Here is a 21,539-nt window from a genome sequence, read left to right as displayed (position 1 = left end):
TCTAATCTTTTTCAATCTCTTGCCAAGTGATTATAGCTTGTGCATTGACATCGCCGTCACTGGAAATCTGGTGAGTGCTCTGCAGACCATCTAGTTCATAGCTAGAGGCAATCATGCCGCCGGGTCGAACTTCCTTGACATACTTCAGGTTGATTTTCTGAGGAATATGCTGGGTAAGGAAGTCTGCGCCCATGACCTCAAAAATCCAGTCCAGATACTTGCTGTTATTGACATGTCCGTTCATGTCCAAATCGTAAAAGCGCACATGATAGTCCTTGCTGACAGGTTTTTCCAAAGCTGGATACTTGGGGCCACGCAGCAATTTCTTGGAAAACTCTGATTGATATGGTGCTACAATCTCCGGTTCAACTGCATGAACCTTGCGGCTATCACGATCCATAAGGACAAAGGTTGCCATCATCTGTATAATAGCTTCACCCGCTTCATCAAAAATCGTGAAGCGACGGTAGCAAAAGAGCCGATTATAGGTCAAAGCTTCTGTCTCAATGGTAATTTCCTCTGCAAATCGTGGCAGTCGTGTCACATCAATATCGTAGTCCGTAATAATCCAGACTAGATTATACTGCTCCAGCATGTCCTTGTCGCTGACGCCGAGCTCAATCGACTGCATGCCTGATACCTGCAAGGACAGTAAGATGACATCAGGCAGCTTGATATGGCCATTCATATCCGCCATATCAAAAGGAATTTTCATTTTCATTTGATAAGTTAAGCCCATGATTTACTCCAATATAAATTTCTCAGCAACCGTATCGCCCAAAAAGAGGCCTTGTTTGGTCATGCGCACGATGTCTTTGTCTGGCACTAGCAAACCCTGCTCAGTCAGCTCAGACACCACAGATCCGTACTGATCTTCAAAGGAAAGACCGAATTTTTCCTCAAAACGTTTTTTTGAAACACCTGACTTCTTACGCAAGCCTAGAAACATCTCTTCTTCCATCTTTTCATGCAGCGTCAGCACTTCTTCCTGCACACGGGCATTGCCCGCTTCCACCGCCTGCAGATAATGACGAATGGGCCCGTGGTTTTTATAGCGTACACCATCGACATAGCCAGACGCTCCCGCTCCAATACCATAATACTCAGCATTGTCCCAGTACATGAGATTGTGGCGGCTCTCAAAGCCTGGTTTGGAAAAGTTGGAAATCTCGTAATGCTCAAAACCTGCCTTTTCTAGCTCAGCTATAATGTATTCGAACATCTCCGCTTCCAAGTCTTCCTTGGGCAGAGGCAGCTTCCCACGCCGCATCCGATTCATAAAGACCGTATGGTTTTCCAAAATCAAGCTATACAAACTCATATGAGGAATGTCCAGGGCAATAGCCTTGGCTACATTGATTTTCACATCTTCCATAGTCTGCTTGGGCAGGGCATAAATCAGATCGATTGAAATATTATCAAAACCTGCTTTTTTGAGATTGGCAATGTTCTCATAGATGTCCTTTTCTAAGTGACTGCGGCCAATCTGCTTGAGCATGCGGTCGTTGAAAGTCTGTACGCCCAGTGAAACCCGATTGACAGGTGAATCTTTAAGTACAGCAATCTTCTCCTCATCCAAGTCCCCAGGATTGGCTTCGATGGTCAGCTCCTCAAGATAAGACAAGTCCAGCTTGTCCGTCAGCTTTTCCAGCAAAAAAGCCAACTGAGGCGCCGATAGAGCCGTCGGAGTCCCTCCTCCGATATAGAGGGTGTGGAGCTTTTTGATGTCGTAAGAATCATATTCCTCAATCAAATGCTCCAGATAACTATCTACCGGCTGATTTTTGATAAAAACCTTTGAAAAATCGCAGTAATAACAAATCTGAGTACAAAAAGGAATATGCACATAGGCAGAAGTTGGTTTAGTTTGCATAGTATTTATTATAGCATAAAATTAACGACAAAGCCCCCTTGGAAAATAGAATAAAAAAACTCAAGAAATAGAAAAATTCCTTGAGTTAATGTTGAAAGAGCCTCTGTTCGAGTAGATCAGGGATAAAGCAACTGCTGAATCACTAAAACATGGCTCTCTTCCACACCATATAAACTATGAAGTTCATTCGGCTCCATTGTCAGAAAACTTCCCGGTACTAATTGTACAGTTTCTCCTAAGGCAGTAAAATCCACCTTTCCTTCTAGACAGACAACTGTAACAAGAGCATCTGCGCTATGTTCAGGAATTTGTTTTCCCTTAGCAAGGTGCAAATGGCGGATGAGACGCCCTTGCTCTTCGACCGGAGTTTCAACCACATCAACATTTGGATTTATTGAGTAAAATTTCATCGTTTTCCCTCCTTTTCTTCATTCTAGCATAATTCTGAAGAATTGTCAGAATTTTTTAATATTCCTAATTGATACCTACAAAGTTAAAAAATGTGGTATTTTCATCATGCTCTATTCAATCAATTTCCTTAAATATAAAAAGATTGAAGAACGTCATCTAAAATAGATCTTTTCTTCAATCTAGAAAATTGGTTTAAATTAGATTTCAAAATTATTGAATTCCATAAGCCATACTGATCTGGATTTTAGCAACTCCATTCTGCAGGCTGACTTTGTCAATGCTGAACGGACCCTGCGGCAGAGATAGAAGGAAACTATCTCCCTCCGTCGTGATAGTCGAATTAGAGGTCTGCAGTCGCTGCTTCAGCATGCCAGTCACCCAAGATTTAGGGATAGGAAGGATGCCTAGCTTGGCATTATCGATTGTGATGTATAAGGCACTCCCCTTCACCGTCACATCCACCTCTAGATCTAGCTTACTATCAATAAAAAACAGCTTAACCGGATACTGGATGCGCAGCTTATTGCCTTCAATACTGTAAGCTCCATTTAGCAGTTCCTGATTATCACTATCAGTCAGCGAAGACTTGAGAAGCTGATTAAGCTGGACACTGTTTAGAGAGACTTCTGTGCTGACTCCCTGAGCCGTTACATTAGCATTGTTCAAAGTCGGCTCAATCATACTTTCCCACGAAGTATTAGCTTGAACATTTTTTAGTTGTTCATTCGGATTGATAGAAGAAGGAACCAGAAATAGCACTGCTGCAAGTAACAGTACCAAAACAATTCCCACCAATCTTTTGATCAATTTCATATCTGTCTTCCTTTACTTTGAGAAATATCCTTAGCTGAAAACACAAAAAGGATTTATCTCATTTTACACTATTTTTACATCATTTTCTGTAACAAAGAGATTAAAAGGCTAACAATCCTATAAAAAAGACTGGGACAAATAATCCCAGCCTCTTAGTCGCATATTGTCTGTATAACAGAGCTTAGTATAAATATTCTATTCTTACTTAATCACTTGTTGCGTCTTAGCATAGTTGGCTTCGACTGCTTCTTTTTCAGATTTCCACCAGTCTTGGTTGTCCGTATACCACTTGATTGTCTCTTTGAGACCCGCTTCAAAGTTGGTAAACTCTGGCTTCCATCCTAGCTCGTCGCGGAGCTTGCTGGCATCAATGGCATAGCGGAGGTCGTGGCCGGCACGGTCTGTCACATGATCATAAGCATCTGCTGGCTGTCCCATTTCCTTGAGAATCAGCTCCAGCACTTCCTTGTTATTCTTCTCACCGTCAGCACCGATCAAGTAAGTTTCACCAATTTGACCCTTGGTCAGAATCGTCCAAACACCTGATGAATGGTCATTAGTATGAATCCAGTCACGGACATTTTTTCCTTCACCGTAAAGTTTTGGCTTGATTCCGCTCAGGATATTGGTGATTTGGCGCGGAATGAACTTCTCGATGTGCTGGTAAGGACCATAGTTGTTTGAACAGTTAGAAATAGTCGCTTTGACACCAAAAGAGCGCACCCAAGCTTTGACAATCAAGTCTGAAGCTGCCTTGGTTGATGAGTAAGGTGAGCTTGGATTGTACTTGGTTTCAGCTGTAAATTTCTCACCTGGTCCTTCGCCATGACCTGGCAAATCTTCACGCAGAGGCAGGTCACCATAAACCTCGTCAGTTGACACATGGTGGAAACGAATGTCGTATTTACGAGCTGCTTCCAAAAGTGTGTAAGTTCCGATGAAGTTGGTGTGGATAAACGGACTCGGGTCATTGAGCGAGTTGTCATTGTGGCTTTCTGCCGCATAGTGAACAATAGCATCAGCTTCAGCTGCCAGCTTATCTACCAAGGTTGCATCAGCAATATCTCCAACAACCAACTCAACGCGGTCACCCAAAATTTCTTCAATATTGGCGCGATTACCCGCATAAGTCAGCTTGTCCAGCACTGTCACATGGACATTTGGAAAGTTATTGTAAATATAGTGGACGAAGTTGGAACCGATAAAACCAGCTCCACCTGTCACGATAATTTTTTTGTATTCAGTCATTTTTATTCCTTAAACTTTTTTATAATTGCCTTAAGTGGTGGGGACGCAAGCAAACCTCCGGTTTCATTGCTTATTTTTGAGCCTAACGTCTCAAAAATCCCCTGTCATGTAACAAACTAAATAATTTGTTACATGACTTACACCACAGCGGCAATCATTTCTTTAATTCGCTTCGCTCAGATTAGAGCTGAGCTAAATCATATATTTCAGTATCAATTAATGAATCAGAAAAGAAATCTTCTTATAAATCTTCTTTTCTTAGTGGTTTGACATCCCTGAGTAATGGATGGTTCTTGTCTGCTTCTGAGACTTCTGCTGCTTCTAGATTTTCCCACTGGATGCCTAGAGCTGGGTCTGCATAGTTGACAAAGGCATACTTAGGTTTGAGTTCCAAAGCCCAGTAGTCATTCACCAGATAGCTATAGGAAACCGTGTCAGAAAGAACTTGGAAGCCGTTGGCTACGCCCCGTGGCACAAAAATCCCCTTGCTGGCATCGATTACTGTTTGGTAGGTGTTGCCAAAGGTCTCACCTTCACGCAGGTCTACCCAAGAACCCAGCACTTTGCCGTCATCTGCAACAGAGATGTACTTGTCCCAAGGCTCAGCATGAAGACCACGCAGGACATTTTTACGAGAAAAGCTGACATTATTTTGCAGTTTCCCTTCTGCAAAGAAGCTTTCAGGGAAGCCTAGTGGCAGCATTTTTTCCTTTTGGAAATTTTCCTTAAACCAGCCTCGGTTGTCCCCGCGAACAGGAATATCAAATTCTAGCATTCCAGGAATTCCGGGAACCTCACGCGCTGCTAATTCCTTATCAAAAAATTGTTCTGTCATCTTCTTATGCTTCTCCAATCAAACGGAGCAAGTATTGTCCGTATTCATTCTTCTTCAACGGCTGCGCCAATTCGTGCACTTGCTCTTTAGTGATATAGCCCATACGATAGGCAATTTCTTCCAGATTTGCCACCTGAACATTCTGCATACGCTGAACTGTTTCGATATATTGAGCGGCTTCTAAGAGACTTTCATGAGTTCCTGTATCCAACCAAGCAAAACCACGTCCCATGAGCTCAACAGACAAGTCACCACGATCCAAGTAAGCCTTGTTGACATCAGTGATTTCCAGTTCTCCGCGAGGACTTGGTTTGATGTTCTTGGCAATTTCTACAACATCGTTATCATAGAAATAGAGTCCTGTCACTGCATAGTTAGAGCGAGGTTGTTCTGGTTTTTCTTCGATGGAGATAGCATTCATATTTTCATCAAATTCTACAACACCAAAGCGTTCTGGATCCTTGACATGGTAGCCAAAGACAGTTGCTCCTTTTTCTTTCGCCGCAGCATTTTGGAGCATTTTACTCAGACCTGGTCCATGGTAAATATTATCCCCAAGAATCAGCGCTACATTGTCATCTCCAATAAAATCAGCTCCAATGATAAAGGCTTGTGCCAATCCATCCGGACTTGGCTGCTCCGCATAAGAGAGCTTGATACCAAACTCAGAGCCATCTCCCAGCAGATCCTCAAAACGAGGCAGATCCGTCGGAGTGGAGATAATCAAGATGTCCTTGATACCAGCCAGCATAAGAGTTGACAGTGGATAATAAATCATGGGTTTGTCATAAACCGGCATGAGCTGTTTTGACGCAGCGCGGGTCAATGGATACAAACGTGTACCCGAACCGCCTGCAAGGATAATACCTTTCATAATGAGTTTCCTCTCTTAATGTATTCCCTTTATTTTACCATTTTTGAAAGCGGATGTCACCCTTTTCACTCCCCTTAATAAAAGAAAAAAGAGCGGAAATTCCGCTTCCTTCTGCTCTTTGATTCTAAATTGGCATCAACCTAAAGCTACATCCAAAACCATAATGAGAACAAATCCCACCATGAGACCTAAGGTCGCCACATCGGTATTGCCATTGGTCTGCGAATCCGGTATCAGCTCCTCTACCACAACGAAAATCATAGCTCCTGCCGCAAAGCCCATCATAATATCCAGCAACTTACGACTGACCTTTTTAAAGAAAAATACAACAGCCGAGCCCACAATGGTACATCCCCATGTAAAAAGCCCCGCCAAGAATGCCTGCATAACCACAGGCTGCGATCGTAACCAGTCCATAACTTCTCCCTATCCTCTCAAATCAATCATACAAAATTGTCTTGGTTTCGCCGATACAATGTTTTTCCTCATTCCAGTAATGAATCCGCTCAAAAGAGCCTTTCCGCCAGTAGAGAGGCAAACGTTCACGTATGTCGTCCTGCATATCTATTTGGTCAAGTTCCGAAATCTTCCACCATTTGGGCTCCCCTTCATGATCGTTTCCCCTAACTTGCCCCTCAAAGGCAGTACAAAGAAAATCATAATACACATACCGTTCTTTTTTACTCGGATTAGTGAAACCTGAAATTCCCTTCAATTCCAAGTTTAGAGCAGTCAGCCCTGTTTCTTCTTTTAATTCGCGCCTTGCAGCCTCAAAAAAAGATTCTGGAAACTCCACCTTCCCACCTGGTTGTATCCACCCTTTAAAGTTATCATGCTGGCGATTAAGCAGTAAAATTTCATCGTCTTTTTTTACACAAATATTGACCCAATTCAAAATAGTTTCTGTCATATCAAACCTTCTCCACCTAGCATTAGTAACTTTAAGAAAACCACGTTCATGATGCTTACACAACCACAAGCTGTAATTGAAAGCAATACCCAAAAGAGTTATTCCAACTCAATATTCTTTATTTTGGATAGAAAATCGAACGATCTGATGATTTTGAACAATGACTTCGTATTTACCAAATCCAGAATACTTACTATCTTTCCCGACACTAATAGCCATAAGATAACGTGCATTTGGTAGCTTCGTGAAATCTAGCTGCTCTTGTAAAATCTGCTTGATTTTATCATCATTCTTCTGGTCTTGGCCAATACTAATGATAGATCCATCATCTTGCTCCACGTTCAAAATTACCTTCATTTCAATGGCAAGAGCCTCTTTTTCTAACATGTCAGAAATAGGAATTGGATATAAGCCCTGCAAAGGCTGGCCTTCTGCCCGATTCTTCTTTATCAGAGCCTCGTATGCATCAATATGTGGTGCATCCTTATCTATCATAAAATCAAGGGATTCTAGATATAGTTTCTTCTTATCCGCTCTTGTGAAGCTATCTTTTACAGTTTCTAAAGTTTCACTATAGCCCGGACTCAGCTCTAGTCCCGTATAAGCGATACTAGGAAAAACTTGATAAATCGCATCTCCCTTTTCAAGCTGTAGGTCAATATCCGTTTTTCCATATTTCTCATCCCGAGAGGTGTAGTACTCAATTCGGTCACCGATCTTAACCGTTTTCCCCTCAATTTCCTCAGAATACTCAGCACTGACTAAATAACCAGCAAAAGAGGTATAGTTTTTATTAGCATCTAAAACTCTGACCGTTCCTTCAAAACCACTCTGCTTATAAGAGCGCTGAACAGCCTGTACCATTTCATATTTCGGTACTCGTACAAAAATCCCCATATATCTATGAAATTCAGAAACATAGAGACAAGAGCCATAAGAAAAACGATCACCACACTGGATAGGAAACAGCCCAAAACACCAAAACCTATTTTATGTTTGTTATTCTTTGCTAGTTCCTGATTTCCTCCATTATTTTGAGCAACAAGAGAATGTTGAGAACGACTTTCATGTCTAGTAAATAGAATAAGTAAGATTGAAATTAAGATTGATATTACTAGTAAAAGTAAAATGAGAAATATTAAAAACATTTATTCTCCTTAAGTATCTTCTTCTCCACGTACCGTTCAATAGGATAGTCTGCTGGATCTAGCAGCCCCGCTTCTCCCAAAGCCATCTGAGCCAATTGGCGTCCGATGAGCGGACCAGTTGTCAGGCCGGAAGAGCCTAGACCGCTGGCTGCGTAGACATGCGGCAAGTCTGGCACAGCTCCAAAGAAAGGAGAAAAGTCGCTGGTATAAGCCCGCGTTCCCACGCGCTCACCCAGAATCTCTGCTTTAGATAAACTTGGCAAGTAAGTTTCCGATTCTTGCTGCAACTGATTCAGCACCGTCTTATCTACCGTCAAATCAAAGCCCTGATCATTTTCATGACTGGCACCGACACTGACCTTGCCTGCTAGAAAAGGAATGATATCCAGCTCGCCCTCAGGCATAACCACAGGGTAGTCATCCGTCTTTTCAGCCAGCTTAAAATCACGTAGCTGTCCTTTTTGCGGCCGAACATCTGTCTTATAGCCCAGTGGCTGCAAGATTTCTCCCAGCCAAGCCCCCGCAGCTAAGATGACACAGTCAAAACTACGACCATCCACCAGAAGTTGCTCTCTATCTACTGTCAAGATTACCTTTTTCTCAACTAACTCTGCCTTGCTGGCTTTCAGAAGCGTCTCCGTCAAGAGCGCTCCCTCCACACGGGCGCCACCGGAAGCATAGAGAAGTTGCTCAAAGCCTTGCAAGTCTGGAAATTTCTCCTGGGCTTCCTGACGGCTGAGAAGACTCAAGTCCCCAATCAGCGGCGACTTTTCACGACGATTAGCAGCCAAATCATAAAGTTCCTGCAGCTTGCTCTCATCCTTTTTCAACAGATAAACACCTGTCTGTTGGTAAAAGTCTGTCTGGATTCCAGCCGCTTCCAGTTCCGCAATCAAGTACTGATAAAAATCAGCGCCCAGACGCGCCATCCTGTACCAAGCCTTGTTGCGACGCTTGGAAAACCAAGGACTGATAATGCCAGCGGCTGCCTTGGTTGCCTGCCCCTTGCCGTCATCAAAGACAGTCACTTCCACATCTGGGGATTGGGACAGATAGTAAGCCGCTGTTGATCCGACAATCCCAGCTCCAATCACTGCTACTTTTTTCATGTCGCTCCCTCTCAAATATGTCGGAAAGGATTGGTCGAAGCCTGACTAGCTAGAATCTCAATTTCCCAGCCTTCTTCTGCCTTCCAAGTATCAAATTTTTCTTTTAATTTTTCGGTAAAAAGAACCTCGATATGGTGTCCAGGATCCAGCGCCAAAAGCCCCTCTGTCAGCATTTCCTGAGCTGTATGATAGTAAATATCACCTGTAATGTAGACCTGCGCTCCCTTGGCAATAGCTTCCGGATAAAAGGACTGACCGCTGCCACCACAAATAGCCACATGCTCAATCACGCGTTCGAGATCCGCTTCTTCATAAGTAACCAGACGCAAACTATCTAGTCCAAAAGTTGCCTTGACCTTAGCCGCAAAATCCCCAAAAGACTGAGGAGCAATATTCCCTACGCGACCAATACCGTGTTCTGGACTTGTCTGACTGAGAAAATTTGTCTCCTCAATATCTAATAACTGGCAGAACCAGTCATTGAGCCCGTCCTCTACAACATCAATATTGGTATGGCTGACATAAACAGCAATATCATGCTTGATGAGGTCTAGAATGATTTGATTTCGCGCCTTATCTGCCACTAGGTTCTTGAGCGGTCGAAAGATAGGCGCATGCTTAACGATAATCAGTCCAACACCTGCCTCGATAGCCTCCGCCACCGTTTGCTCACGAATATCCAATGCCACTAGAACCTTGTCCACTTCTTTGTCCAAAGTTCCGATTTGCAGGCCTGAAATGTCGCCCTCCATGGACAATTCTTGCGGGCAATAGGCTTCATAACGGGCGATGATTTCACTTGCTAACATGGAGCACCTCCTTGATACTTTCAATTTTTTGGGACATAGCAGAGCGTTCTAGCTCATTCTTTTCTGGGATATGGGCTAGAGCTCCTTCAAGTTTTTTCAGTTCTTTCTGCCATCTTAACTGAAAAACAGGCGATTGCTGCTCTAATAGGAAAGGACCAAAGCGTTTTTCTTGCTCTGTCAATGTTTGCTGGCCTGCCTCAGCCACTAGGATTTCGTAAAACTTTCCAGCTTCTTCTAAAATATCCTCAGCCAGCAAGCGAAAACCGTTAGATACCAGCCAGCTGCGGAGCTCATCCTCTCGGTTATTGGGCTGCAAAATCAAGCGGGAAACGGACGAAAGCTTAGCTCTGCCATTTTCCAAAATCTCTGAAATCAAGCGACCACCCATACCAGCAATGACGATGGTGTCAATCTGATCTTCCGCTTCAAAAGCCGCCAGACCATTGGCCAAGCGAACCTCAATCTGCTCCGTCAGCCCATGCTCTGCCACATTTTTCTGGGCAGACTGAAAAGGCCCCTCTACCACTTCTCCGGCCAGAGCCTTCTCAATCCGTCCCTGCTGAATCAGGTAAATAGGCAAATAGGCGTGATCGCTCCCGACATCCAGCAGCTTTGCCCCATCTGGTACAAAAGCAGCCACTCGCTCCAAGCGTTGGGAAATCGTCTTTTTTTGCATTGCTTACTCTTTTCTAAACGTTCTTCTATTCAGTATATCATTTCTGTATCATCAAGTGAAATTATTTTGTTTTAGCCATTTGTACCTTCTATCTAAATTAAGCTTCCCCATCAAATCGTTTAACACTTACAGAATAGTGAGTTTTTCTCAATAGCAAGAGGAGTAAAGGAATCCCTTCAACATTATAAGTAATACCCACCTCTTATCGAAAGTGCCTTTCCTCAAGGATAAATTTGAAAAAAATCCTTTTGCAATGCATCATTATTCCCAGCATTTGAGTAAGAAACCTGCTCATCCTCTGGAAACCACATTTTACCAGCAAGCTCTAGATAACCGTAAGGTATCTTTTTTGTATAATCGCCTTTTAAGTATAATTTCATTCGTCCTCGTCGTCCAACTCTACCTCTCCATGAATTCGAATGTACTCTTCACGCTTCCTATCCAATTCTTCCCAGAGAGGCTCGTCTATCGCTTTCATAACCTTTATCTCTTCTAAACTAATATCGACCGCTTCGTCGTAGGTCAAATTCAGCAGGTCTATATGTTTCATTTTGAATTCTTCAAGGCTCAGCTATGTTTCTTTGTCGTCTTCGCTGATTTGACCGTCAATGACAGATGCTACTTCAATCGCAATGATATAGAGAGCTCGCTTATCAACCGTTAGAATATCCTTATGAGTCGTGATTATTCGAAGATAGTCTCCTTTTTCTCGCCCATCACTTTCATAGGAATCTTCACAATCCAATATTAGATACTCATATTTAAATGAACTCCATGGATTATCTCCTATTTTAAAATCAGTCATTCCCCAACGCTCATCATTTGAAGAAAATTTATCCAAACTAACACTAAAATAGAAGTCATCATCACGTGCATAAGAAAAACCAACTTTCACTCCCTTACGTTCCTTGAACCACATTTTCCAAGGATATTCCATACAGTTTTGGTAAATACTAGTTTCGTAGTTGCCTTTAAGATATAGTCTCACTCATCTTCCTCATCGTCATAAACACGTTCACCGTGGATTTTGATATATTCTTCTCGAAGCCTTTCCTCCTCTTCCCATAGAGGATCTCTTACCGGTACCATTGTCTTTAATTCTTCCAAACTGATTTCAACAGCTTCATCATAAGTCAGTGAAAGAACATCCTTATGTAGCTCCTTAAAAGTCTCTACATCCAACCATGTCTCTTTGTCATCCTCGCTGATATCCCCATCTATTGCACTCGCAACCTCGACCGCCATAATGTATAAAGCACGTTTATCTACTGTTAAAACATCTATATGAGATGTTGCGATACGTAGATAATCTCCACGTTCTCTCCACTCTGTAATGAAAGTTTTTTCAAATTCAAGGGATATATTTTCATATTTATAGGAATTCCACGGATTTTTTAAATCATAAGAGGGAATATTATTCCATCTTGAGTCAAAAAAACGCCATTTATCAAAGCTTACTACAAAGTAAAAATCATCTTGTAACATCTCATCATCACCGACGTTTGAGTATGTAATAGGATGACCATGCCACTCCTTAAACCACATTTTCCAGAGCAACTCTCTTGTTGTAAAGGTTATTTTTTTCTTAAAACCACTTTTGATATATAGTCTCATAAATCTGAGATATCGCCTCCATGTGCTAGTATATATTCTTTTCGACGAATAGCTTCTTCCTCCCAAAGAGGATCGTCTATAACATCCATTGTTTGAATTTCTGTCAGACTGATTTCATTTGCTTCTTCAAAAGTCAGAGATAGAATAGCCTCGTGTTTTCTTTTAAACTCTTCAATTGTCAACCAGCTATTCTTACCATCCTCGCTAATTTGCCCGTCAATCACCTTTGCAATCTCAAGTGCAATAATGTACATGGCTCGTTTGTCTACTGTCAAGATTTCTAGATGGCTAGTTAAAATGCGAAGATAGTCCCCCTTTTCATTATAATCCGTAGCAAACGCATCTTCAAACTCTATCTCAATACATTCGTTAAGATGCGAAAAGAGTATTCGTACCCCTTCCTTTAGAGGGACACTAGACCATCGCTTATCTGCAGTACTTTTCCTCAAGGATAAATTTACAGAAAAATCCTCTTGTAATGCATCATTATTCCCAGCATTGAGTAAGATACTTGCTTTTCTTCTGGAAACCACATTTTTCCAGCAAGCTCTAGATAACCATAAGGTATCTTTTTTGTATAATCACCTTTAAGATATAGTTTCACTCGTCGTCCTCATCGTCATCCAACTCCACTTCTCCATGGATTTTGATGTATTCTTCATTTCTACGGTCATCGTCTTCCCAAACTGGGTCTCTCACATCGCCCAAAAAGGGAATTTCTTCCAAACTCAGCTCATTAGCCTCTTCATAACTCATCGAAAGGATATCCTCATGCCGTTTTTTAAATTCCTCCACACTTAACCAGCTCTCTTTATCATCTTCGCTAATCTGACCATCAATAGCAGTCGCAATTTCAATGGCCATAATATACATAGCTCGTTTATCAACAGTGAGAAGGTCAAGGTGCTTAGAAGCAATTCTTAAACATTCACCTTTCTCACGAAAATCCGACATGATAGCATCTTCATAGTCTAACTGTATATATTCTGACTTATGGGATAAAAAATCATATTTAATCCCTTTCTTTATCCGAACACTTTTCCACCTATCATCATGAGTTTTCTTGTCTAATTCTAAGTGAATAGAAAGTTTCTCGATTGGTAAATCTAAATACCCAGCATACGACAAATCTGGCTCTATTCCATCTTTTTTCTCAAACCACATCCTTTTCGCCAGTTCCAAGTAATCAAATGGAATTTCTTTGGTATAATCGCCTTTGATGTAAAGCCTCATTCGTCCTCCTCGTCCTCGAAATCATCGTCATCATAGACACGCTCGCCGTGGATTTTGATGTATTCTTCATGAAGCCGCTCCTCTTCTTCCCAAAGTGGTTCATCTACGGCTTTCATAACTTTTAATTCTTCCAAGCTGATATCAACTGCTTCATCGTAAGTCAAGGAAAGAACATCCTGATGGCGTTTCTGAAACTCTTCTACATTCAGCCAGCTTTGCTTCTCGTCCTCGCTAATCTGACCATCAATGGCACTTGCGACCTCAATGGCCATGATAAACAGGGCGCGCTTATCAACCGTTAAAATGTCAACATGCCCTGAGGCAATTCGGAGGCACTCTCCTCTTTCGCGGTAATCCGAAATAAAAGCTTTTTCAAATTCTAAACCAATATTTTCGTATTCCAAGGATAACCATGGGTTATCAGAAACAACAAATGAAGCATCGGACCATCTTTCATCAACCGTCCCCCATTTCCTTAATTCTACTCCGAATAAGAAATCATCCTGCAGCATTTCGTCGTCCCCAACATTGGAAAACTCAAGTTCATGCCCCTTGCGTTCCTTGAACCACATTTTCTGCGCTAATTCTTTATAGCCAAATGGTATTTTTTTAGAATAGTCGCCTTTGATATAGAGTCTCACTCATTCTCCTCGTCCTCGAAATTATCGTCGTCTTCGTATTCATCATCTAGCTCTGCCTCGCCGTGAATTCGGATATAGTCTTCACGTTTTCTGTCTAACTCAGGCCAGAGTGGTTCATCTACTGCTTTCATGACCTTTAATTCTTCCAAGCTGATATCAACAGCTTCATCGTAGGTCAAATCAAGCAAATCTTGATGCTTAGTTCTGAACTCCTCGATACTCAGCCAAGTTTTTTTGTCATCCTCACTAATTTGGCCGTCAATAGCTGTTGCTACTTCAATCGCCATGATATACAAAGCCCGCTTGTCGACCGTCAGGACTTCCTCATGGGATGTTATAATTCTCAGAAACTCTCCTTTCTCACGACCATCACTTTCATAGGAATCTTCAAAATTTAGATTTAGATTCTCACGTTTAAAAGTATCTCAAGAGTTATCTCTCGTTCTAAAATCAGCTGTTGCCCAACGTTCATCGTTAGAAGAAAATTTATCCAAGGTTAAACTTAGATAAAAATCATCATCACGCGCATAGGAAAAACTAAGCTGCTCTCCCTTGCGCTCCTTAAACCACATTTTCCACGGGTATTCCAGGCTGACCTGATAGATGCTGGTTTCGTAGTTTCCTTTAAGATAAAGTCTCACTCATCCTCCTCGTCCTCGAAATCTTCATCATCGTCATCATCATAAACCCTCTCACCATGAATTTTAATGTATTCTTCGCGCCCTTTGTGCAGCTCGTCCCAAAGAGGCTCATCTACTGCTTTCATGACCTTTAATTCTTCCAAGCTGATGTCAACAGCTTCATCGTAAGTCAAGTCAAGCAAATCTTGATGTGTGGTTCTGAACTCTTCAATCGTCAGCCAAGTTTCTTTATCATCTTCACTAATTTGACCGTCAATAGCTGATGCCACTTCAATTGCCATGATATACATGCCCCGCTTATCAACTGTCAAGATATCCAAATGCGTTGAGAGAAGTCGCAGATAATCACCTTTTTCGCGGCCATCGCTTTCGTAGGAATCCTCAAGATCCATTGTCAAATTTTCATACTTCAATGTCTTCCAAGGATTTATATTTTTCTTGAAATCCGCATTCCCCCAACGCTCGTCATTGTATTTAAATTTATCCAACTTCAAATTTAAATGCAAATCTTCATCCCAAGCATAGGAAAAATCTAGTTCAATTCCCTTTCGTTCCTTGAACCACATTTTTCTAGCCATTTCTTTAAACTCGTCATAAAAATCTGTTTTGGTGTAGTCACCTTTGATATAGAGTCTCACTCATCCTCCTCATCTTCTTCCTCATATTCATCACCCAGCTCTGCCTCCCCATGAATTCGGATATATTCTTCACGCTTTTGGTCCAATTCAGCCCAAAGAGGCTCTTCTGTAGGATCTATTGTCCGAATTTCTTCCAAGCTCTTCTCATTCGCTTCCTCAAAGGTTAGAGATAATGTATCACTGTGCCTTGCCTTGAATTCCTCAACGCTTATCCAGCTTTTTTTGCCATCTTCACTGATTTGTCCATCAAAGATTGTAGCAATCTCAACAGCCATGATATACATAGCCCGTCTGTCAAGTGTCAATAGCTTAAGATGAGTAGAAGCCAGACAAAGATAGTCTCCATTTTCGCGACAATCTGTTACATAAGCACCCTCAAAATCCAAATTTAGATCTTCATCAATTTGTGAATAAAAACGGTATTTTATTCCTTCTTGTATTGGGACATGTAACCAACGTTCATCATAATCTTGTTTATCTAGTTTTAGATGAATGGCTAAATCATTCCCTTCTCTGATTCGACGGTAACCAGAATAGGAGATAGGAATATCCTCTCCTTGATAACTTTCAAACCACATTCTCTTCGCTAGATCCAAATAATCAAACGGAATTTCTTTAGTAAAGTCACCTTTTATATAAAGTTCCATAATCCTGTTCTCCTTAATTCACCATTTCCTGGTAACCCTTCCATAACCTTTCGATTATTTCCTCTTTAACACTTTTCGTTTGGTTTTTTAAATCCGCAGTTTTATTTACCCAATTCCTGATATAATCTTTTCCTGTAATTTCATTAACATTTAAGTGTCTATTAATATCATATCCCGACTTTCCACTTCCAGACTGAACTTGTAATTTCCCTTGGCCTCCTGCACCACTATTTGGTTCCAAATCCACACGAATTTTTACTTTTCTATTTCCCGCTCTGCCTTCAATCTGCTTACCACCTTTGCCAGAAATGGTCTTACTCGTCGGTTTATTAGCCTGCCAGCTATCGTAATTCTGAGCGAAGCTGACCTGAAAGGCTGCATTAGCAGCTGCCATTTGGCTTAGGGCATCTCCCATTACGGCCGAACCGCCGACAACCATAGTCGTTCCAGCAGCAAGACCGCTGACTGCTGCAGCCGTTGCCGGAATTGTCACTGTACCTCCAGTCGGCAAGGCAACAGCCAGCCCACCGGCACCCAAGCCTAAACTAGCTACATCCAGTAAGGCACCGCCGACAACATTTAGCAGACCAACTAGAAATTCTGCCGCATTTTCTCCCAAGCTCTCAAAGAACTGACCTGCCTGCTCTTTAATCGCCTGCTGAGTATATTCCTCATCCAGTTTGCCATTTTTGAAAATCATGTTGACCCAGATGTCTATTCCGCCCTGATTTATTTTAACAGGGACAGGAAGCAAGATATTTCCATCTTGGTCAAAACTCAAAGTCTTATTAAACTCTTGGATTAACAGTGGCCAGTCACTGGATGGTTTCCCTTCCAGAAAGGCTGTTAGGCGCGAACGGTAATAGTCTGCCGCCTCATCAGACAGCATCAAATCCCGAATGTTTTGATTAATCAAAGATTTTCGCGGATCCTCTCCCCTGCCGTAAGTGCGGATTTCTTCCTTTTTCATATTGGAAATCCAGGACATATCCGCACCGTTGGTATAGTAGTTTCCTTCTGCATCAATTGTGATTTGACTCAATGACACTGCTCCTTGAATAGCTAGTATCAAAATTTCTAGACTGTCTGTAAAGTATTTTGAAACATCTGCCACAAACCATTCCAGTTTGTCAATTTTTTCCTGAATTTCCCGAATGCCGATATTTAGCTGGTTTTCCAGCACTGTCAGAGCATTCGTCTTGGACAGATTGTCAGCTAATACCCCTGCAAGTCCATCAATAATCCGGCGAAATAGAAATTGATGCTCTGCTAGCTGAGCTTGGGTTTTCTCCAGCATCTCCTGTTTTGTTTCCAGCTGTTCTTTCAGCAAGTCAAGATCCAGTATTCCATACTCAGATACGGTGGAGTCAGCATATTTATAAGAATTCAGCTCCTCCTGAATATCATCAATAGCAGCTTGTAGCTTTTTGATAGCAGGGATTATAATTTCTGTAAATAAGCCTTTTCCCGCTGTATAAGCCGCTCCCTGCAGCTCACCCGACTCCAAAGAGGCAATCAGGTGATCGCAGCCACTAGATAGACGATCGGTCACCTGATTAGCCACCTGCAGGTTGCTGGTCATCGCTTGGATAAGCTGGGCCGAATCTGTTGCACTATATTTCACCCCCATGGCAGACTATTCCTTTCTTTGGTCAGTTTTTCTCGCTCTTCTTCCAGAGTCTTTCTTGTTTGACGACCGAGCTTTTCTAGTTCATCCATCTGCACCCCCACATAGTTCTTAACCTGTTGGTTAAGATGGTGAGTCTCTGCTAAATCACGACTGAGGGAAGCAGTATTTTGCGGATACTCATAAAATAGATTTTCCATTCGAGTCGTCAAATATTGGAAATCCGTCGCAAAGTTTACCAGAGAATCTTCGTATTGATGTTTGAGAGCCATAAATTCATCTTCTTTTTCGTCAACTTTGAGAATTTTTTCATAAAGTGCTTGGCGTTCTTTTTCGCTTTTATCTACCTTCATTTTAACTCTCCCAGCGCTTAGCCTGCTCTATATCGCGTTTCTCAATTTTTGCAGCAATTTCTGGAAATTTATTGGCCTGAGTTAGGACGGCCGAACTGAAGTCACTGATAGCCTGCAGCATTTGATTGCAGGCTTGACAGCCAGCTTCCATTCCAGCAATCCCTGTTGTATAGAAAAATTTGACTTGTTGATTTTGTGCATTGCTGGTATCAACTCCAACTAGCTCGCTGATAGCAGACCTAGCTGAAATAGTGCTTGATTTAATTTGTCCCATCTTCGCTTCTCCTTTTGTTTATAGAATTATCAACATACCTTTTCATTATATCATAATTCCTCAAAATCATAGGTTCTAAAATAAAAAAGAGGAGAGTGGGACAGAAATCGGTAATTCGTTAGAATTCGATTTCGTCGTCCGACCTCCGCACAGTTGAGTAGGGCTGTAAAAGCTGATGAAATCAGCGTAGTAGAGCCCACTCAACCACTGCGTCTTGCTCGACAATCCAAAGACAATTGAGAGGCTAGGACTTTTGTCCCAGCCTCCTCGCCTTATTATGTTCAGAAACTATTAAAATGGTAGATAATTGCTCAATAGCCAGCGATTACTGAGCAACCACTCGGAGTTGGAACTATTTATAATAACTTGAAGATCTTTAAATCTGAAACTAGATAGTAGAAAGAAAAGCAAAACCTTCAAACATTTCGCACAGCCCCACCACACTTACTTGTAACTAGTCCTTCCACAAATTCATGGCATTGAGGAAATCATCTGAAACCGTTACATTCTGTGGATTACTTACTTCACGCTCCGCCCGTTTGGCTTCTACTTGAGCTTGGGTTGTAATGCCTTCCCGCCGCCAATTACGCAAGATCGCCTGGATATATTTCCAATTAGGCTTGCCATTGAAAACCGCTTCGCGTAAAGCAGCCTTGACCAGGTCTGGATTGGTTTGATCGTCCTTAATGGTCTTGGTCAAATCCTCAATTTCAAATGGAGTCAAAAGACGCCCCAGCTCTTGCTGGAAGGTTTCGACCAGTTCCTTGAGAAGATTGCCATCAGATGCCGGCCTTGACCCTATAGGACTGGAAGTGCCTAGAATCTCATCTAGCTTTTCTAAGGCTGGCGAAGCATCAAAAATCGCCTCAATTTCCCCATTCAGTTCAATGGTTCTGTACTGGAGCAAGCCTTTTTCTGTCAGATGGGACATGGAGCGATTGACCTCGGATAAGGTCTTGCCAATATACTCCGCAATCTGACTAGGCGCAAACTCCTCCAATGAGGTGGTATTTTGCAAATAGAAAAACTGCCAGACCAAAAAATCATCACTGGAATCAAAAATGTCTTTAAAATGCAAAAAGAGGGCACTTGGAAGAACCAAGTTGCCATTTTTGTAAGCTGCTAAATAAGTCATAGTACCTCTTTATAAATAAGCAAAGAAGGATGCATCATTCTCTGGACTTTGCCAATCAAATGGCGTTTCTTGATAGACTGCATAATTGACCCAATTACTGAAAAAGAGAGCTGCCGCCAAACTCCAGCGCAGACAAGGTGTCGCATTCACATCATCATTCTTGAAGTAATTCTCAGGAATATGAGGATCCTTTCCCGCTTCCAAGTCACGGAAATACTCCTTGGCAAGGGTATCACGGTCGTACTCCATATGACCGAAGCTATATACCTCTCGCAAGTCACGACTCGCCAAAACGGACAAGCCCGTGTCTTCCCCCTCGGAGAGAATCTCTAGATTGGTCAGATTAAGAATGTCTTCTTTCAGTACCTCAGTATGCCTTGAATGAGGCGTGATAAATTCATCATCAAAACCTCTGAAAAGCAGATTATTGCTTGGAGCCGACTGCTCGTAAACACCTGAGAGTTTCTCTTCCATCTGGTGCTTATCTACGCCATAGCGGGCATAAAGGCCGGCCTGTGCTCCCCAACAGATATGTAAAGTCGAAAAGACATGAGTCTTAGACCATTCAATCACTTGCTGGAATTCCTCCCAATAGTCCACCGCCTCAAAAGGTAGATGCTCTACTGGCGCTCCTGTGATAATCAAGCCATCAAAGAAACGATGTTTGACCTCATCAAAAGTCTTGTAAAAGGTCTGCATGTGTTCCACTTGGGTAGTCTTTGACGTATGAGAAGTCATATAAAGAAACTCAATTGTCAGCTGCAAGGGTGTATTGGCCAAATAACGCAAAATCTGAGTTTCCGTCACCATTTTCTGGGGCATGAGATTAAGTATCAAGATATTCAAGGGGCGGATATCTTGATGATCTGCCCGGTCATCATCCATGACAAAGATATTCTCAGAGCTTAAAATTTCAACTGCGGGAAGCTTCTTATCAATCTTGATAGGCATGAAAATATCTCCTTTTGTTTAATATACCTATTATACTCAAAGGAGATATAGTTTTCAATTATACTTTTTCTCTAACTAGATATAGCAATAAGCTATATCTTTAGTAGTGCATCAATACTTTGTAGTCATAATCGCCGATCGCTTCGCGACCTTTGAGCTCATCCAGCTCGATAAGGAAGGCACAACCAGCAACAACTCCGCCAAGGCGCTCAATCATCTCAATGGTTGCCTTAACTGTTCCACCAGTTGCAAGAAGGTCATCGACAATCAGAACGCGTTGGCCAGGTTTGATCGCATCCGCATGCATAGTCAGAGTATCTACACCATACTCTTTTTCATAGTCCGCTGAGATGACTTCACGAGGAAGTTTGCCAGGCTTACGGACAGGAGCAAAACCAACTCCTAATTCAAAGGCAACTGGACATCCTACGATAAAGCCACGCGCTTCTGGACCGACGATCATGTCGATTTGCTTGTCAGTCGCATACTGTACAATTTCACGTACAGCGTAGCTATAGGCATTCCCATCAGCCATCAAAGGGCTAATATCGCGGAAGAGAATCCCTTCCGTTGGGTAGTTTTCAATAGTTGCAATATAATCTTTTAAATTCATAATGTTCTTTCTTTCAAAAAATTTTTTACTCTCTATTATACCATGTTTTATTCAAAAAGGCTCTAACAGTCTTTCAAATTTTTTTAGATATGAAAGATTTGTAAAACAAGGAGGCCTTTTCCCTAGCAATCCATGAGATAGTCGTAAATCTCCTGCACGGTGCCCAGTGCCATGAGTTCTTGTTCTTTGACTAGGCGCTTGAGGTCTTGGTAAATGTGACTGCTGTCAATTTCTTTCTTTTCAGCTTCTTTATTAACTGTCATGACACCTTCGGTGATGCTGACAAAGCCCAGCTCTTCAAAAATCTGAATCATTTTAACCAAGAGAATCGGGTCGATTTTCAGGTAAGCCGCCAACTCTTTGAGTTTATAGCGAACGTCAAACTCGGGGAACTGGTAGATAGTCTTGTAGAGTTTGGCAAATTGCTCACGGGTACCATAGCCGGTCAGATAGTAAGGTTTGGCAA

Annotated in this window: 25 protein-coding genes and 4 pseudogenes; all 29 read right to left on the bottom strand. The window is 42.0% G+C overall.

The window, feature by feature from the left end:
• Position 1: 1 nt before the first annotated feature.
• A complete protein-coding gene (locus SCRDD08_RS05340) occupies positions 2–739 on the bottom strand; it encodes an acyl-[acyl-carrier-protein] thioesterase (protein WP_061422749.1) in 738 nt (245 codons plus the stop codon).
• 3 nt (positions 740–742) lie between these two features.
• The gene (gene hemW, locus SCRDD08_RS05335) at positions 743–1,873 is read right to left on the bottom strand and encodes a radical SAM family heme chaperone HemW (protein ID WP_061422748.1); all 1,131 of its coding nucleotides are present in this window, start codon (positions 1,871–1,873) and stop codon (positions 743–745) included.
• Positions 1,874–1,989: 116 nt separating this feature from the next.
• Entirely contained in the window at positions 1,990–2,283 is a 294-nt protein-coding gene (locus tag SCRDD08_RS05330; RefSeq protein WP_061422747.1) for a cupin domain-containing protein, read from the bottom strand.
• A gap of 211 nt (positions 2,284–2,494) precedes the next feature.
• Positions 2,495–3,097: a hypothetical protein gene (locus SCRDD08_RS05325; RefSeq protein ID WP_061422746.1), complete on the bottom strand. Its 603-nt coding sequence runs from the start codon at positions 3,095–3,097 to the stop codon at positions 2,495–2,497.
• A gap of 201 nt (positions 3,098–3,298) precedes the next feature.
• A complete protein-coding gene (rfbB, locus tag SCRDD08_RS05320) occupies positions 3,299–4,345 on the bottom strand; it encodes a dTDP-glucose 4,6-dehydratase (protein ID WP_061422745.1) in 1,047 nt (348 codons plus the stop codon).
• 241 nt (positions 4,346–4,586) lie between these two features.
• Positions 4,587–5,180, bottom strand: a complete 594-nt coding sequence (locus SCRDD08_RS05315) for a dTDP-4-dehydrorhamnose 3,5-epimerase family protein (protein WP_061422744.1) — start codon at positions 5,178–5,180, stop codon at positions 4,587–4,589.
• 4 nt (positions 5,181–5,184) lie between these two features.
• Positions 5,185–6,054 carry a glucose-1-phosphate thymidylyltransferase RfbA gene (gene rfbA, locus SCRDD08_RS05310; protein ID WP_061422743.1) on the bottom strand — a complete coding sequence of 290 codons (870 nt, stop codon included), beginning with the start codon at positions 6,052–6,054 and terminating at the stop codon, positions 5,185–5,187.
• Between the two features lie 254 nt (positions 6,055–6,308).
• Positions 6,309–6,471: pseudogene (locus tag SCRDD08_RS12205) on the bottom strand (ZIP family metal transporter); the annotation flags it as partial.
• 22 nt (positions 6,472–6,493) lie between these two features.
• A complete protein-coding gene (locus tag SCRDD08_RS05300; protein ID WP_061422741.1) occupies positions 6,494–6,964 on the bottom strand; it encodes an 8-oxo-dGTP diphosphatase in 471 nt (156 codons plus the stop codon).
• Positions 6,965–7,072: 108 nt separating this feature from the next.
• The gene (locus tag SCRDD08_RS05295) at positions 7,073–7,861 is read right to left on the bottom strand and encodes a hypothetical protein (RefSeq protein WP_231089336.1); all 789 of its coding nucleotides are present in this window, start codon (positions 7,859–7,861) and stop codon (positions 7,073–7,075) included.
• A gap of 241 nt (positions 7,862–8,102) precedes the next feature.
• The gene (locus tag SCRDD08_RS05290; protein ID WP_061422740.1) at positions 8,103–9,221 is read right to left on the bottom strand and encodes an NAD(P)/FAD-dependent oxidoreductase; all 1,119 of its coding nucleotides are present in this window, start codon (positions 9,219–9,221) and stop codon (positions 8,103–8,105) included.
• A gap of 11 nt (positions 9,222–9,232) precedes the next feature.
• Positions 9,233–10,030, bottom strand: coding sequence for a Nif3-like dinuclear metal center hexameric protein (locus SCRDD08_RS05285; protein WP_061422739.1), 798 nt, complete (start codon positions 10,028–10,030; stop codon positions 9,233–9,235).
• Positions 10,017–10,706 carry a tRNA (adenine(22)-N(1))-methyltransferase gene (locus SCRDD08_RS05280; protein ID WP_061422738.1) on the bottom strand — a complete coding sequence of 230 codons (690 nt, stop codon included), beginning with the start codon at positions 10,704–10,706 and terminating at the stop codon, positions 10,017–10,019. The genes SCRDD08_RS05285 and SCRDD08_RS05280 overlap by 14 nt, the downstream gene beginning before the upstream one ends.
• Before the next feature lie 221 nt (positions 10,707–10,927).
• Complete coding sequence (locus tag SCRDD08_RS11395; protein WP_231089335.1) at positions 10,928–11,086, bottom strand: hypothetical protein; 159 nt, start codon at positions 11,084–11,086, stop codon at positions 10,928–10,930.
• Positions 11,083–11,694, bottom strand: a pseudogene (locus tag SCRDD08_RS05275) (hypothetical protein). Before SCRDD08_RS05275 ends, SCRDD08_RS11395 begins: the two are co-directional and overlap by 4 nt.
• Positions 11,691–12,320, bottom strand: coding sequence for a hypothetical protein (locus tag SCRDD08_RS05270; protein WP_061422737.1), 630 nt, complete (start codon positions 12,318–12,320; stop codon positions 11,691–11,693). Before SCRDD08_RS05270 ends, SCRDD08_RS05275 begins: the two are co-directional and overlap by 4 nt.
• Positions 12,317–12,924, bottom strand: a pseudogene (locus SCRDD08_RS05265) (hypothetical protein). Before SCRDD08_RS05265 ends, SCRDD08_RS05270 begins: the two are co-directional and overlap by 4 nt.
• Entirely contained in the window at positions 12,921–13,553 is a 633-nt protein-coding gene (locus SCRDD08_RS05260) for a hypothetical protein (protein ID WP_061422736.1), read from the bottom strand. The pseudogene SCRDD08_RS05265 and the gene SCRDD08_RS05260 overlap by 4 nt, the downstream one beginning before the upstream one ends.
• The gene (locus SCRDD08_RS05255) at positions 13,550–14,194 is read right to left on the bottom strand and encodes a hypothetical protein (protein WP_061422735.1); all 645 of its coding nucleotides are present in this window, start codon (positions 14,192–14,194) and stop codon (positions 13,550–13,552) included. Before SCRDD08_RS05255 ends, SCRDD08_RS05260 begins: the two co-directional genes overlap by 4 nt.
• Positions 14,191–14,835: pseudogene (locus SCRDD08_RS05250) on the bottom strand (hypothetical protein). Before SCRDD08_RS05250 ends, SCRDD08_RS05255 begins: the two are co-directional and overlap by 4 nt.
• The gene (locus tag SCRDD08_RS05245; protein WP_061422734.1) at positions 14,832–15,473 is read right to left on the bottom strand and encodes a hypothetical protein; all 642 of its coding nucleotides are present in this window, start codon (positions 15,471–15,473) and stop codon (positions 14,832–14,834) included. The pseudogene SCRDD08_RS05250 and the gene SCRDD08_RS05245 overlap by 4 nt, the downstream one beginning before the upstream one ends.
• Positions 15,470–16,120 carry a hypothetical protein gene (locus SCRDD08_RS05240; RefSeq protein ID WP_061422733.1) on the bottom strand — a complete coding sequence of 217 codons (651 nt, stop codon included), beginning with the start codon at positions 16,118–16,120 and terminating at the stop codon, positions 15,470–15,472. Before SCRDD08_RS05240 ends, SCRDD08_RS05245 begins: the two co-directional genes overlap by 4 nt.
• A 13-nt stretch (positions 16,121–16,133) precedes the next feature.
• Complete coding sequence (locus SCRDD08_RS05235; RefSeq protein WP_061422732.1) at positions 16,134–17,750, bottom strand: LXG domain-containing protein; 1,617 nt, start codon at positions 17,748–17,750, stop codon at positions 16,134–16,136.
• Positions 17,741–18,100, bottom strand: a complete 360-nt coding sequence (locus SCRDD08_RS05230) for a hypothetical protein (protein ID WP_061422731.1) — start codon at positions 18,098–18,100, stop codon at positions 17,741–17,743. Before SCRDD08_RS05230 ends, SCRDD08_RS05235 begins: the two co-directional genes overlap by 10 nt.
• 1 nt (position 18,101) lies before the next feature.
• Complete coding sequence (locus SCRDD08_RS05225) at positions 18,102–18,374, bottom strand: hypothetical protein (RefSeq protein ID WP_061422730.1); 273 nt, start codon at positions 18,372–18,374, stop codon at positions 18,102–18,104.
• A 454-nt stretch (positions 18,375–18,828) separates the two neighbouring features.
• Positions 18,829–19,509: a DnaD domain-containing protein gene (locus SCRDD08_RS05220; RefSeq protein WP_061422729.1), complete on the bottom strand. Its 681-nt coding sequence runs from the start codon at positions 19,507–19,509 to the stop codon at positions 18,829–18,831.
• A 9-nt stretch (positions 19,510–19,518) separates the two neighbouring features.
• Positions 19,519–20,460, bottom strand: a complete 942-nt coding sequence (metA, locus tag SCRDD08_RS05215; RefSeq protein WP_061422728.1) for a homoserine O-acetyltransferase MetA — start codon at positions 20,458–20,460, stop codon at positions 19,519–19,521.
• Positions 20,461–20,560: 100 nt separating this feature from the next.
• On the bottom strand, positions 20,561–21,073 hold the full coding sequence (locus SCRDD08_RS05210) for an adenine phosphoribosyltransferase (protein ID WP_061422727.1): 513 nt from the start codon (positions 21,071–21,073) through the stop codon (positions 20,561–20,563).
• A gap of 122 nt (positions 21,074–21,195) precedes the next feature.
• The coding region (locus SCRDD08_RS11895; RefSeq protein ID WP_231089334.1) for a single-stranded-DNA-specific exonuclease C-terminal domain-containing protein at positions 21,196–21,539 on the bottom strand (344 nt) is incomplete at its 5' end.

Origin of the sequence: Streptococcus cristatus, from assembly GCF_001578775.1 — a bacterium.
GTDB classification, from domain to species: domain Bacteria; phylum Bacillota; class Bacilli; order Lactobacillales; family Streptococcaceae; genus Streptococcus; species Streptococcus cristatus_A.
Note: the sequence above shows the minus strand (reverse complement) of the source record. Positions and strands in the feature narration are given on the sequence as shown.